The sequence below is a fragment of the Streptococcus sp. GMD1S genome (assembly GCF_000296875.1).
GTDB lineage: Bacteria > Bacillota > Bacilli > Lactobacillales > Streptococcaceae > Streptococcus.
The window spans coordinates 53,152-67,517 of sequence record NZ_AJQY01000004.1 but is presented as its reverse complement, the minus strand read 5'-3'; the positions used below and the strand labels follow the sequence as shown (position 1 = coordinate 67,517).

General features: G+C 41.4%; 12 protein-coding genes and 1 other annotated feature. All 12 genes read right to left on the bottom strand.

What is annotated here, in order from left to right; translation table 11 throughout:
- Positions 1-821 (bottom strand): glycosyltransferase (locus GMD1S_RS01375; RefSeq protein ID WP_001219456.1); only part of this gene is annotated, 821 nt, incomplete at its 3' end.
- Positions 822-829: 8 nt separating this feature from the next.
- Positions 830-1,873, bottom strand: a complete 1,044-nt coding sequence (locus GMD1S_RS01370; protein WP_008276348.1) for a glycosyltransferase family 4 protein — start codon at positions 1,871-1,873, stop codon at positions 830-832.
- Positions 1,874-1,986: 113 nt separating this feature from the next.
- The gene (locus GMD1S_RS01365; protein ID WP_000331930.1) at positions 1,987-2,316 is read right to left on the bottom strand and encodes a metal-sulfur cluster assembly factor; all 330 of its coding nucleotides are present in this window, start codon (positions 2,314-2,316) and stop codon (positions 1,987-1,989) included.
- Positions 2,317-2,330: 14 nt separating this feature from the next.
- Complete coding sequence (gene rpoD, locus GMD1S_RS01360) at positions 2,331-3,440, bottom strand: RNA polymerase sigma factor RpoD (RefSeq protein WP_000201892.1); 1,110 nt, start codon at positions 3,438-3,440, stop codon at positions 2,331-2,333.
- Positions 3,441-3,442: 2 nt separating this feature from the next.
- Complete coding sequence (gene dnaG, locus GMD1S_RS01355; RefSeq protein ID WP_000227887.1) at positions 3,443-5,203, bottom strand: DNA primase; 1,761 nt, start codon at positions 5,201-5,203, stop codon at positions 3,443-3,445.
- 196 nt (positions 5,204-5,399) lie between these two features.
- A complete protein-coding gene (locus tag GMD1S_RS01350; protein WP_000125429.1) occupies positions 5,400-6,158 on the bottom strand; it encodes an ABC transporter ATP-binding protein in 759 nt (252 codons plus the stop codon).
- Entirely contained in the window at positions 6,155-7,021 is an 867-nt protein-coding gene (locus tag GMD1S_RS01345) for an ABC transporter permease (RefSeq protein ID WP_000637254.1), read from the bottom strand. Before GMD1S_RS01345 ends, GMD1S_RS01350 begins: the two co-directional genes overlap by 4 nt.
- Positions 7,022-7,086: 65 nt before the next feature.
- On the bottom strand, positions 7,087-8,082 hold the full coding sequence (gene trpX / locus GMD1S_RS01340; protein WP_000792187.1) for a tryptophan ABC transporter substrate-binding protein: 996 nt from the start codon (positions 8,080-8,082) through the stop codon (positions 7,087-7,089).
- A 117-nt stretch (positions 8,083-8,199) separates the two neighbouring features.
- Positions 8,200-8,415: a binding site (T-box leader), on the bottom strand.
- A 96-nt stretch (positions 8,416-8,511) separates the two neighbouring features.
- Positions 8,512-11,208, bottom strand: coding sequence for a phosphoenolpyruvate carboxylase (ppc, locus tag GMD1S_RS01335; RefSeq protein ID WP_000058169.1), 2,697 nt, complete (start codon positions 11,206-11,208; stop codon positions 8,512-8,514).
- Between the two features lie 23 nt (positions 11,209-11,231).
- Positions 11,232-12,455, bottom strand: a complete 1,224-nt coding sequence (locus GMD1S_RS01330) for a cell division peptidoglycan polymerase FtsW (protein WP_000703346.1) — start codon at positions 12,453-12,455, stop codon at positions 11,232-11,234.
- A 187-nt stretch (positions 12,456-12,642) separates the two neighbouring features.
- Positions 12,643-13,584 carry a peptidylprolyl isomerase PrsA gene (gene prsA, locus GMD1S_RS01325; RefSeq protein ID WP_000728080.1) on the bottom strand — a complete coding sequence of 314 codons (942 nt, stop codon included), beginning with the start codon at positions 13,582-13,584 and terminating at the stop codon, positions 12,643-12,645.
- Positions 13,585-13,651: 67 nt separating this feature from the next.
- A complete protein-coding gene (locus tag GMD1S_RS01320; protein WP_000230408.1) occupies positions 13,652-14,365 on the bottom strand; it encodes an O-methyltransferase in 714 nt (237 codons plus the stop codon).
- Between the last annotated feature and the right edge of the window lies 1 nt (position 14,366).

The following is a 14,366-nucleotide window of genomic DNA, read 5'->3' as shown; positions in this document are numbered from 1 at the left end:
GGAGCAATCATACCTGTAAAAATCACATGTTTTTGTATGTTTAATTTCTCTGCTTGTTCTTTCAGACTATTCAGATAAGGTCCGTCTCCAGCAACAACCAACTTCACCTTGTCTTCTTCTTTCAAAACCTGCGCAAAGGCAGCTAAGACTGCTTGGATATTCTTCTCATAAGAAATACGCGAAAGGCTCAGCAGCATTTTCTCACTTTCCTGAATACCTAACTTCGAACGAAGCTCTAGTAAGTTTTCCTCTTTGATCTCAGGTCGTTCAAACTTAGCCAACTCAATTCCAGTTGGGATGACCCGCTTTTCAACCTTGACTTTGTATTTCGATAAAAGGTCACGAACAATCTCACTAGGGCAAATCACGCCATCTACATCATGAAGGAAGCCACGCACCAAATATTTTACCATACTCGGACGAATTAGCATGCCCTTAGCAATGTAATGCACATAGTCTTCATACTGGGTATGGTAGGTATGAATAACTGGGATTTTCAATTCTCTCGCAATCCAAATTCCTAACAAACCAAGAGAAAATTCTGTCTGGGTATGAATGATATCGAGTTGATACTGCTTGGCAATTTCAAGCGCCTTTGTAAAACCTCGGTAGGCAAATCGTCGATCCTTAAATGCAAAGAAAGGGACACTCGGAATGCGAATAATTTGCCAATCCTCGTATCGGTTCACGTCTTTATCAGTCGTTGTAAAGATAAAAACTGCATGCCCCTGCTTTTCAAGCTCAGTTTTCAAGGTCCGTATACTAGTCGCGACCCCGGAAACCTGAGGGAAATAGGTATCTGTAAATAAACCAATTCGCATAAATTACCTCACTTTTTGCCCAAAGCAGCCTGTTCTCGATAAAATTTTAACCAGATTTCCAACAAATGCTCCTCAGAGTACTCTTTGGAGATCTCGCGAGCTTTTTCTTTCAAGTCCTTTAAGGCTTCAGGGTCATTCTTGTATTCTAGGATTGCTTCTCTCATCTCGGAAACATCACTTGTAGCACGATAATTCCCATCAAGAATAACCTTATACAAATCCAAATCTCTTAACATAATAGGAGCCTCGCAACTAGCGGCCTCTAAGATAGTCATAGGGAATAATTCATTGTAACTTGGTAGCAAGAATAGATCCGCCATAGCGTAAAGCTCCCGCATCCGTTCCGGTGACACAATTCCAGGGAAAATAAGATTTTTGGGTGGATTGTCCATTATCTTCTTGTAGCGTTCATAACCATCTGTCATCCCACCAAATGAAAAACCACCTGCCCAGATAAAGGTAATTTCTGGCAATTCCTCAGCAAGACGGATAAAATCATCAATCCCTTTACGTTTCTGAACCTGACCCGCACCGATTACGACAAACTGATCTTCCGCAAGATCCATTTCCTTTCGGAGTTGTGCAACCTGTTCAGCTGGTAATGGATGCCATTTTTCTTTGTTTACAAAGTTTGGAATATAAGTTACTTTTTCACGCGGAATACCAGCAGCCACCAAATTCTCGATAAACATGGGATTGACCACCACCAAGTGTTCCATTCGGTTGTAAAAGGAAAAAACATAGCGTTTGACAATTCCTTTTAGGAAAAATGGAATCTTCAAACTCCCCTCAAGCGTATCAGGCAAAAAATGCACATAGCCAATTTTTCTCCCAGAGCGTTTCTTTTGGAAAGTAGATAAATAATAAGGGAAATCAATAGTGTGAAAATGAGTTACATCTGCCTCTACAGGAAGATTCTCCGTAACAATCAACTGGTCTTTGGCATCGCGGTGAAGGAGACTAACCAATTCTCGATAAGCTCCTGACACTCCTTGACCAGCTACTTTTTCACTTGAACTTAGCATATTAATACGCAATTTTTCGTTTTCCATACCTTTCATTATACCATTTTATTTCCAGAAAATCAGCAAAAGAAAGAAGAGACGATTGGAAAAAGGATAAAATTATCCTATTTTCCAATCGTCTCTCACATTTTTCTTAGTCTTTATTTAATTCCTAGGGCGATACGCGCGTATCGGCTCATTTTTTCAACCGTCCAAGCTGGATACCAGACCAATTTAACTTCGGTATTGGTTACCTCAGGCACATCTGTCATCGCATCATGTATCTGGTCTGTCAAAAGGTCAGCCAGTGGGCAGCCCATAGTTGTCAAGGTCATATCAATTTCAGTGTGACCTGTTTCACCATCAAAACGAATTTCATAAATCAAACCTAGGTTGACAATATCAATCCCCAACTCAGGGTCGATGACTTCTTCCAAGGCATTTAAAATGCGTGTTTTGATCGTTTCAATTTGCTCTTCTGTATAAGCCATGTTATTCCTCACTCTTAGTCTTCAATAAAATCACGAAGGGGTTTGCTGCGACTTGGTTGGCGCAATTTTCTCAAAGCCTTGGCCTCAATCTGACGGATACGCTCACGAGTCACGTTAAAGACTTTACCAACATCTTCAAGAGTACGCATTTTTCCATCATCTAGTCCGAAACGCAAGCGCAAGACGTTTTCTTCACGGTCTGTAAGAGTATCCAAGACTTCATCCAACTGCTCACGCAAGACGATACGAGTTGTGTAGTCTACTGGATTTTCAATCACTTCATCTTCGATAAAGTCCCCAAGATGGCTATCGTCCTCTTCACCGATCGGTGTTTCAAGTGATACTGGTTCTTGAGCGATTTTTAGGATTTCACGGACCTTGTCAGGTGTCATATCCATACGCTCAGCGATTTGTTCAGGAGTTGGATCTTGTCCCAATTCTTGAAGGAGATTACGCTGTTCACGGACAAGCTTGTTAATGGTTTCTACCATGTGGACAGGGATACGAATAGTACGGGCCTGGTCAGCGATGGCACGAGTGATTGCCTGACGAATCCACCAAGTTGCATACGTAGAAAACTTAAATCCTTTTGAATAGTCAAACTTGTCAACAGCCTTCATCAAGCCCATGTTTCCTTCTTGGATCAAATCCAGAAACTGCATGCCACGCCCTACGTAGCGCTTAGCAATCGAAACCACCAAACGAAGGTTGGCTTCTGCAAGACGTTGTTTGGCTTCAATATCACCAGCCTCAACTGCTAGAGCCAATTCTTTTTCCTCTTCGTTGGTCAAGAGAGGAACGACCCCGATTTCCTTCAAATACATACGGACTGGGTCATTAACCTTGGCAGAAGTTGAGCCAATCAAGTCCTCATCACTGAGTTCTGGTTCTTCTTCTGCACTAAGCACACGCGCGCTTGGATTTCCTTCGTTGTCTGTGATAGAAATTCCAGCATCCTGAATCCGTTGCAAAAGGTCTTCAATGCCGTCTGCATCGAGGGTGAAAGGAATAACCAGACTTGAATTGATTTCATCATCTGTTGCTGTTCCTGTTTTTTTGTGGTTACGGATAAAGTCCGCTACTTGCACATCAAATGTGGTTACTTCTTTTTGTTTTGTTGCCATTATTACTCCATTCTTCTCTTTTGGGAAATCAATCGTTGCAATTCTTCCAAGGCTGTGTCTGTATCTCCTACATGACTAGCCTCCTGCACTTTCTTTTTAATCCTTAAATTGTCCTTGCTGAGGAGGGCACGGTTACGAGTCGCTTCGACTTCCGCTAGCTCTTGAGGCGACATCTCAGCTGGCAAATCCAAGCTAAGCACGTGGTACCAGGCATTTTCAACCTCAGGAGTCTGATGAGACAGTTCCTCTGATCCGATTTCTCCCTCTGCACTTAATAATTCGTAAAGAATTTGAAATTCTGGGGTATCAAAGAAAAAATCTTCTCTTAATCGGTAGTCATTTAGAACAACTGGATTCTCAGCCATCCTATAAAGGAGATGAGCCTCTGCTCTCATGACTGCTGTCAGTTGCCGCGTTACAGGTAAACTAATCGCTGCTGGAGGTTGCTCCTCTTTGACTCTTTCCTGCCTTTGAACAATGCGACTTTCATTTACAATCTGCTCCACCTGCTGGTAATCAAAAGAAGGTAGATTATCCGCCAGAATGTGGATATAAGAATTCTGGGCAGTGATAGACTTTTCTTTGGCGATTAGGGGGGCAATCTTTTCAATGAACTCGATTTGCGCCTGTAAGTTATCACTATTTTCCGGCTTGAGCTGGTGAATATAGAACTCTATGGGACTAATCCGAGTCTTGGTTAAAAGGTAAGCCAGGTCTTCAGCAGAATTCTTTTGCAAATACTCATCTGGGTCCATGGCATCAGGTACTCGAACAACCTCAACTGAGAAGTCTTTTAACTCCTCTAGAGCCTTGGCTGTTGCTGTCTGCCCTGCCTTGTCGCCATCGTAGCTGAGAACAATTTTTTTGGTAAAGCGTCTGAGGTGATCAACATGCTCCTTGCTTAAGGCTGTTCCCATGGAAGCTACAGCATTTTCTATACCAGCACGGTAGGCTGCAATCACATCCATGAAGCCTTCCATCAGATAGAGCTCTGTAATCTTACCTGTTCCCTTTTTTGCCTTGTCCAGATGATACAATTCGTAGCTCTTGTTAAAAATTGCAGTCGAGCGGCTATTTTTATATTTGGCAGTCTGACTATCCGTTTCTTGCCAGATACGACCTGAAAATGCAATAACCTGCCCCTTGTCATTGGTCAAAGGAAAGATGATTCGTCCAAAAAAAGTATCATAAAATTGATTACCATCTGACAGATAAAACAAGCCCGAATCCAATAAATCCTTTTCCTCAAACTTGTCAGCCAAACGTTGATAGAGATAAGTTCTCTCTGCTGGAGCTAGTCCAATCTGGAAGTGCTTCAGAACATCATCTGTCAATCCGCGTTTGTAGAGATAAGCCCTTGCTTCTTCTCCCATCTTTGTCGTCATGAGGATGGCATGGTAAAAACGGGCAGCTTCTTCATGCATATCGTATAGAGCTTGATGAGGGGAAGTTTGTTGGGGACGAGACTGTACCGGCGTAGCTAGTTGAATACCGACGCGCTCTCCTAAGAGCTGAACGGCTTCCATGAAGGACACACCTTGGTATTCTTCGATAAACTTAAAGACATCTCCTGAACGACCACAGCCAAAACAGTGATAAAACTGCTTGTCTTCCACAACGTTGAAAGAAGGGGTCTTTTCACCATGAAAAGGACAGAGCCCTAAATAGTTCCGTCCAGCCTTTTGTAAAGAAATCACATCACCTATGACTTCCACAATGTTGGCATTGTTTTTGATTTCTTCAATGACTTGCTTGTCAACCATACACAATACCTCCATCTTATCATAGTTTCACGTAAACTAGTATAGCTTATTTCTGAAAAAAAGTAAACCATTTCATACGCTTTCCGTAATTCTCTTTGCCTTATTTTTCTAGATAGAAAGAGGTGATAAAAAACTCAGAAACACTTCCATGTTTCTAAGTTAATTTTCACTATTTTTTGATGATTACTTCACTCATCTATTCAAATAATTGATAGTAGTCTGAAATTTTCATCTTAGCTTTTTCTTCTTTATTGAGGTCTTGGATGATGCGACCTTCCTTCATGACAATCAGACGGTTTCCATACTTCAGTGCATCTTCCATATGGTGGGTAATCATCAAGGCTGTTAGATGATCTTTGCTGACAAAGTCATCTGTTAATTCCATCAATGCCACACTTGTTTTTGGGTCAAGGGCTGCTGTGTGTTCATCCAACAAGAGCAACTCTGGTCGTTTCAAAGTTGCCATCAAGAGACTCAAGGCCTGACGTTGTCCACCTGAAAGAAACTCAATAGGAGTGTCCAGATGTTTTTCAAGACCATTTCCAACCTTTTCAATGGTAGTCTGGAACTCTTCCCTATGGCTTGAAAGCCTTCTAGGCAGGAGTCCTCTCTTCTCACCACGAAACTTGGCAATCAAGAGATTTTCCGCCACTGTCATACGGGGAGCCGTACCCATCTTAGGATCCTGAAAGACGCGAGACAAGTACTTAGCCCGCTTTTCAGGTGAAAAATTCGTCACGTCCTCCCCCATGATACGGATACTTCCACTTGTTAAAGGTAAGGTACCTGCAATCGTGTTAAAAAGCGTTGATTTCCCCGCTCCATTTCCCCCTAAGATGGTAATGAAATCATGTTCGAAAATTTCAAGAGAAACATCATTCAGAATGATTTTTTCTTCGTCAAAGCCATTCGTGATGACTTTGGTAGCATTTTTTAATTCTACAATTGCTGTCATTTGCTAAACTTGACTCCTTTCAGGTATTTGTTTTTGAAGGTTGGAATCATGAGGCAAACCGCCAAAATCAAGGCGCTGTACAAACGAAGATAACTTGTATTAAACCCAAGAGCAATCACTCCCCAAACGAGGAACTGATAAGCGATAGAGCCAACGACGATGGTCATGAGTCGCTCTGCCAGGGTCAAACTCTTGAACAAAACCTCACCAATAATCAAGCTAGCAAGCCCTACGACAATCACGCCAATTCCTCGAGAGACATCCGCGTATCCTTCTTGTTGAGCAATTAAGGCCCCTGCAAGCGCGATAATCCCATTTGAGAGAACCAAACCCATGAGTTCCATACGTCCCGTATTGATACCAAAGCTACGAGCCATATCGGGATTGTCACCTGTAGCGATGTAGGCTTGACCTAGTTTGGTATCAAGGAAAAAGAGCATAAGGCCAATAACAAGAGCTACAAAGATTAATCCAGTCAGGAGTTGGTTAAGGTCTGAATCAAAAGGCAAGACATCCTGAATTTGTTTGGTTCCAAGAAGCCCCAGATTGGCACGTCCCATAATCATGAGCATGATGGAATGACAAGAAGTCATGACCAGAATCCCTGATAAGAGGGTTGGGATTTTTCCTTTAGTATACAAAAGACCCGTCGCCATTCCAGCTAGACAGCCCGCACCTACTGCAGCTAAGGTCGCCAAAAACGGATTGACTCCCTGTGTTATCAAGGTTACAGCTACTGCTCCCCCAAGAGGAAAAGAACCTTCAGTAGTCATATCAGGGAAATTCAAAATTCGGAAAGTCATAAAGATTCCCAAACCTAAAATCGCCCAGACCATTCCCTGAGAAATAATGGATACTATCATAATCTTTCACTCATTTCTTTCTTTAGTAAAAATGGGAGGAGATGTGTCCAGCTCCTCCTTTATCTTTATTCAATCACTTGTCCCGCTTCTTTTAGAACGGACTCAGGAATGGTAATACCAAGTTCCTGCGCTAGTTTTTTATTAATCACTGACTTACCAGTTGAAAAGACATTAACTGGCGTATCAGCTGGTTTTTCACCTTTCAAAACTTTGGCAATCATTTTACCAGTAGCCACTCCAAGATCGTGTTGGTCAACTACTACAGATGCTAATCCACCTGCTTCTACCATGGCCGTGGCACTTGGGTAGATTGGCTTTTTAGCTGTTTGATTACTTGAAACAACTGTTGAGAATGCGGATGCAATGGTATTGTCAATTGGAACCCAAATTGCATCGACCTTGCTTGTCATAACATTGACTGTTGAAGCAATTTCATTTGTTGAAGGAACGGCAAATGTTTCGACTGTCAAACCTGCTTTTTCAGCATAAGCCTTGAATTCTTCTACCTGTGTTTTTGAGTTATCTTCGCTACTTGAGTAAAGAGCTCCGATTGTTTTGACATTTGGTGTGAGAGTTTTTATCAACTCTACTTGTTGTTCAGCAGGGTTGTGGTCTGATACCCCTGTGATGTTGCCTCCTGGTTTTTTCAAGTCTTTGACCAAGTTAGCACCGATTGGGTCTGTAATAGCAGCCATGATAACTGGTAGGTCTTTTGTAGCACTAGCGAGTCCTTGAGCCGCTGGTGTCGCGATCCCAACAACAACATCGTTTCCATTAGCAACCAATTGTTTACTCATGGTTGCAACCTTGCTCTGATCACCTTCAGAGTTCATAAAGTCGATTTTTACCTGGTCGTCCTTATAGCCTTCTTCAGCTAGTCCATCTTGAATCCCTTGGTAAATCAAGTCCAAGGATGGGTGACTAACAAATTGAAGGACACCAACCTTAGCAACCTTTTGCTCTTCTTTAGCTGATGGCTTATTCATAGATGAATAAATCAAGCTAGCCACCACCAATACTGCTAATCCAGCGACAATTCCAATCAAACGTTTATTTTTCATTTTTCTTTCTCCTTTTAAATCACTTGTATAATGCTCTTTTCAACAAAACAAGCGACGCCATCGTTTAAATTCCATCATCATCCTCCTAATAGAAAAAGTCCTCACACAAAAAACTTGTGTGAGGACGTCGATGCGCGGTGCCACCTCAATTATAGGGAATATCCCTATCGCTCTTTCTCGCAATAACGAGTTGCACTGTAAGGTGTGCTCACCGAATTTTTATGATTTCAAATTCTTAAGTACATTCAGCCCAATTTCATCAATTTCATCTATCTGCTTTCACCAACCACAGACTCTCTATAAAATGAGCATGATTACTTTCTGAATGTTTAAATTATATCATTTTTCAACTACTTGTCAAGCTTATTTTTAGAATTTTTTAAACAATTCAAAAACTTCCCCTTGAAAAAGGAGGAAGTTTGTAGAATATCAGCCTGAATTACGCAAACCAGTTGCAATTCCGTTGATAGTTGTATGGATCAGTTTTTCTTCGTCTGCTGACAATTCGCCGCGACGTTGACGTTTGATCAACTCCAACTGGATGTAGTTCAGGATATTAAAGTAAGGCATACGATAGTTTAGACTGTCTTTTAGATAAGAGTTTTCTGCCAAGAGTTCGTCATAACCTTCGATAGCTAAAATAACGTCCTTAGTCAACTGCCATTCATCTAAAATAGTGTAGTAGATAGCTTGTACTTCTTCGTCTTCACAGAGCTTGGCATATTCAAAAGCAATGTTCATGTTAGACTTAGACAAGACCATGTCTACATTGGAAAGCAAAGATTGGAAGAAAGGCCAGTTTTGGTACATGTCTCGAAGGAACTCGATATTCTTTGGATCTTGATCAATAAACTCTTTAAAGCTTGATCCCACACCATACCACCCAGGGAACATGACACGGCTTTGTGACCATGAGAAGACCCAAGGAATAGCACGCAAACCGCCAATTTCAGTGATGGTCTTACGAGCAGCTGGACGCGAACCGATATTGAAGCTTGAAATAGCTTTGATTGGACTTGATTCAAAGAAATAGTCATAGAAATGTTCATTTCCAAAGACCAAATCACGATAGATATCGTAGCTACGGTCCACTACTTGATCCATAATAGCTTCGTAACGATTTGACGTATTGGTATCACTCTTCTTCTTGGTAATCATACGGTTAATGGCTGCAGAAACCAACATTTCAAGGTTATAGTAGGCTGCATCTTTGTTACCGTATTTGTTTCCAATCACTTCTCCCTGCTCAGTCAGACGGATACGGTCCTTGATAGACTTGAGTGGTTGAGACGTAATAGCTTCATAAGTTGGTCCACCACCACGACCCACAGTACCACCGCGACCGTGGAAGAAAGTGACCTTAACGCCAAATTCATCCCCAATAGCAGTCAGTTGTTGTTGCGCTTTATAGAGAGTCCAACACGAGGACAGGTAACCACCGTCCTTGTTACTATCAGAGTAGCCGAGCATGATTTCCTGATAGTTATCTTTTGAAGCAATCCATTTTTTAGCCAAAGGAAGAGAAAAATATCTTCTCATGGTTTCTTCCGAATGGTCTAAGTCCTCGATCGTTTCAAAGAGGGGAACAATCTGAACGCGGGCTTTTTGAGCATCAACCAAGCCGACTTCCTTGAGCATGATGGCTAGCTCTAGCATATCAGATACACTGGTTGCGTGAGAAATGATGGTTTGACGAATGACATTTTCACCTAGTTTATCCTTCAATTTGCGCGCAGCTTTAAAGATAGAGAGTTCTTTTTCAAGCAGTTCTGACTTTTCAGCATGAGTCGCTGAGAGGATACGAGGATCTTCTTCCAACTCTTTTAAGAGGAGGGTACATTTTTCGTCTTCAGAAAGGTCGCTATAATGGTCGTTAATACCAGCTGATGCTAGCAATTCAGCCACACAAGCTTCATGAACACTAGAGTCTTGGCGCATATCGATAGAAGCAAGGTAGAAACCAAAAATTTCGACAGCTTGCATCAACTCGACAAATTCTCCTGAAATCAGGTATTCTCCTTTGTTCTCAAGGAGAGAGTCGCGAATGGCCAACAAATCTTGATAAAATTCATCTGCAGTGGCATATCTAGGATGAAGGTCCTTGTCTTCAATCAAATAAGCCTTGGTTGCCTGCATCTTAGCTTGGATGTCAAAGAGGGCACGGCGATAGAGTTCTTTTTCACGATAAATCGAGTTGTCTTGTGACTTCAGCGCCATCTCACGGACCTTGTCGCTGACATTCACGATGCTGGTTGACAGTGAAAATTCACGATAAAGATTATAAATCTTTTCATCATAGTAGTTCATGATGACTTCGCACTGAGTCAAGGCTGATTTGTTTAGGGTTTCCGCTGTTACGAAAGGATTTCCATCACGGTCTCCTCCGATCCACATCCCCATGGTAATTGGTTTTGGATGTTGGAGCTCAATACCTTGTTCTTTGGCTAATTTTTTATACTCAGCCGTCAAACGCGGAACAGCATTCAGGAAAGAACTTTGGTAATACTCCATCACGTTGGTGATTTCGTTGGTTACTTTCAATTTCTTCTCACGAATCATGTCCGTTTGCATGATAATTTCAATGTAACGACGGAGATCCGTGTGCCATTTTTCTTTATTAATCAAACCGAGTTTAACATCACGGTACTTGCGCAAAAGCGTATGGATATGGTTGGTCAAGTCCAGCATACTCTTGCGTTGTACTTGCGTTGGATGAGCGGTCAAGACAGGAACGACATTTAACTTTTCTAAAATTTCAGCTGCATTTTCTTTTTCAGCTACCATTTTAATCGTTGTAGATAGTTTCCCTAGATAGTCTTGGTCCACATTGTTTTGGTGATTGATTTCATAGGCCAAATCCACATCCTCAGAGATATTAATCAAAAGTGGAAGGATAGAGAAATAGCGTGAAATGTAAATCATTTCTTCATTCGAAAGACTGGTCACTAGGTCATTGAGCCCTTGATAATTCTCGCTAGTTGATACTTCCTTCAACTGGATAATCTTTTCAAAGGTTTCTGGCGCTAGCATATTCTTTGTGATATCTTCTAATAGCTCAGTCAGAATCAAGACTTCTTCTTGGACGACTGCTTTATTACTATAGTTTTCTAATTTTTGAAGAGACATATACTTTCCTTTCCATTCAATCCTTACAGATTTTCATCGGTTTGATTCTCGTATTCTCTGATAAGTTTGGCACGTTTTTCACTTGCATCAATGTTCAGTACAAGTGCGATGGCTACGGATAATACCAATAGACTGTTCCCTCCTTGTGAAAGGAAGGGGAAGGTTACCCCTGTAGAGGGAATCAACCCTGAAATCCCACCAATATTGACAAAGACCTGAACAAGGATCATTCCTCCGACACCAATAGCAACCATGGAGTTAAAGGGATCCTTTGCTCGAATACCAACCAAGATGATTCGCAAAATCAAGAAGAAGAGTAAAGCCAAAATCATACTGGCTCCAACGAATCCAAACTCCTCTATAACAATCGAAAAGACGAAATCCGTATGGGCTTCTGGCAGATAACCACGTTTCTCAATGGAATTTCCTAATCCAAGTCCGAACCAGCCACCATTTACCATTGCATAGTAAGAATTTGCGAGCTGGTGTCCTGCACCCGCCAAGTCATTAAAAGGATTAAAAAAGGCACTGAAACGTTTAGCAACGTAACCAAATAGCGGAATTTGAGAGAACTTTTCAACCCCAACAAAGCGAATGACAGACAAGACTAACATTGAACTTCCTGCCAAGAGAGCTAGAATGGTCGAGAACCAACGATAGGCAATCCCACTAACCGTATACATGATGAGCGCCACTAAGACCAAGATGGTCGCATTTCCCAAGTCTGGGAAAATTCCCAAGCTACCAATCAGAACCAGCAGAACAAAACGCCAGTCATTAAAAGCTCGAGGCAGCCACTGATTCTGTGTCAAAACCTGGAAGTCATAAACCGCAATCTCATCTTGTTGTTTTGAAAATCGATGTGCCAGGTACCAGATGATGATAATCTTAAGGTATTCCGCAGGCTGAATCGTTACAGGTCCTACAGAGATCCATCCGTATGCTCCATTGACAGGTGTTCCGACCAGTCGCGCCAGAGCTAAAAGAACCATCTCCACAATCATTACGATAAAAATAAGACGCCCATTTCTTAGGAAACCTAATTTTAATTTATAGATTAAGGCAATCAGAACCAAACTAGCTATCCAAAAGATCCCCTGGTTACGCACCAATTGAAAGGCACTTTTCCCTTCTTCGATCAAGGTTGCACTCGTTGTCGAGTACACCACAATCAGACCCAAAATCGATAAAAGGAAGTAAGGAATCAAAATGGAATAGTTTAGTAGGTGCCTTTTACTAATTTTCATATTTCACCACTCTAATAGGAACAGACGTTTCTGTTCCCAATTCCGTTTTATTTTCTAGTTTTGATTGCTATTATACCACTTTTTCAGAAAGAAAAAAACTCTTATCCTTTAATCCTTCGAATTTTACTCATTTTCTAGTATCAGGTATAAAAAAACAAATCTCTTTTGAGATTTGTTTTTTGATTTCTTAGTTAGATGAAGAGCTGCTGCTTGAGCTTGAGTCACCACCACCGATGTATTGGGTGAAGATGTTTTGGAAGGCTTGATCCTTAACCTTGATGTTTGCTGCTTGCAATTCTTTACCAATTACTCCTTGAACAAAGGCTGAATCATTTTGTTTTTGAGTCAAGATGATGGTCTTCAATTTTTCTTTATAATCCTCTATATTAGAAGATTTTTCTGTTTTCTTCGTTACTTTGATGATGTAGAACTGACTGCTGTAGGCTTGTGTTCCAGTAGCTGTAATCACATCAGAAACCCCGTTCACATCCAAGGCAAAGGCTGCTTTCTTGACTTGTTCTGGAAGTTCTGTAGAAGCAGAGTCAAAAGTGATTTCTCCACCATTTTCTTTTGTTTTGTCGTCGTTAGAGTTGTCTTTTGCCAACTGAGCAAAATCTGCACCTTCTGCTTTAGCTTTCTCAAGTACTTCTTTTGCCTTGTCTTCATTATCCAAACGGATGATTTGAGCTGTTACATCTGGTGTGTAAGACTCAAAAGCTTTTTGGTAAGCTTCGTCTGTCAACTCACTCTCAGCAGCCTTCTTAACTGCCAATTCAACCAATTTGCTAGTGCGGATTTGAGCTTTACGAGTCTCAGGTGTCATACCTGCACGTTGAAGCACGCTGTTGTAGCTATCGCCGTATTTCTTTTGTTCTTCAGCAACGGCATCATCCACATCTTTATCCGTTACCTCTGATCCATATTGTTGTTCAAATACTTTTTGGATGGTCATATTGAGCAAGACTTGTTGTGCAGTTGGATTGTTCTTTACTTCTTCAAAGAATTGATGCTCTGTAATCACATCGCCCTTCATGCTGATCAAATCTTTTCCTTCAGAACTGTTTGAACAAGCTGCAAGTGTTGCTACTGATAAAAGTGTGATGGCTCCTGCCATAAGTTTTTTCTTCATTTTTACTCCTTTTACGGTAAGTGTTACCTTATCTATTTTACTATAATTTCTTAAATTTTTCTGAAAATCATTCGCTCTCAGGAAGCTCTACTTCTGCTAGATTCTTTCGTAGCATGAGAATACCATCTCCAAGTGGAACTAGAGTTGCTGTTAAACCTGGATTGTCCAAAGTTGCGTCGAAAAGTCTTTGCAAACCACGGTAAATGGTTCGTTGACCACGGCGGACTTCCATGATGTCCTTGGCAACATCTCCTCCTTGGAAAATATCATCCAAGACCACTACTCCACCAACTTCCAAGTGCTTGAGGATTTCTGGTAGAAAGACGATGTACTTGGACTTGGCCGAATCCATAAAGACAAAATCATATGTTTCTGTCAAAGTAGATAAAACATCAACAGCATCACCTTCAAGTAAGGTGATTTGCTTACGACTGTCAAACTGGGCAAAGTTTTCCTTGGCAAAGCCTATCATCTCAAGATTACGGTCAATGGTTGTAATCTTGGCATCTGGCGCATGTTCCGCCATCAAGAGGGCTGAAAAACCAATTGCCGTCCCAATCTCCAAAATGTTCTTGGGCTGTATGGTCTCCATGAGAAATCGAAAATACGCGACCGTTTCATGGGGAATGATGGGAATGTTCTCCTTGCGAGCAAAGGTCTCCAATTCTTTCAAAGAACCTGTCACCTGCTTTTGACGCTGGCGCATGAGTTCAACGATTTCTTCCTTGACGACGGGCCGACGCATATTGTGATTGGCATTTTTACTATAAGACTCTACCATC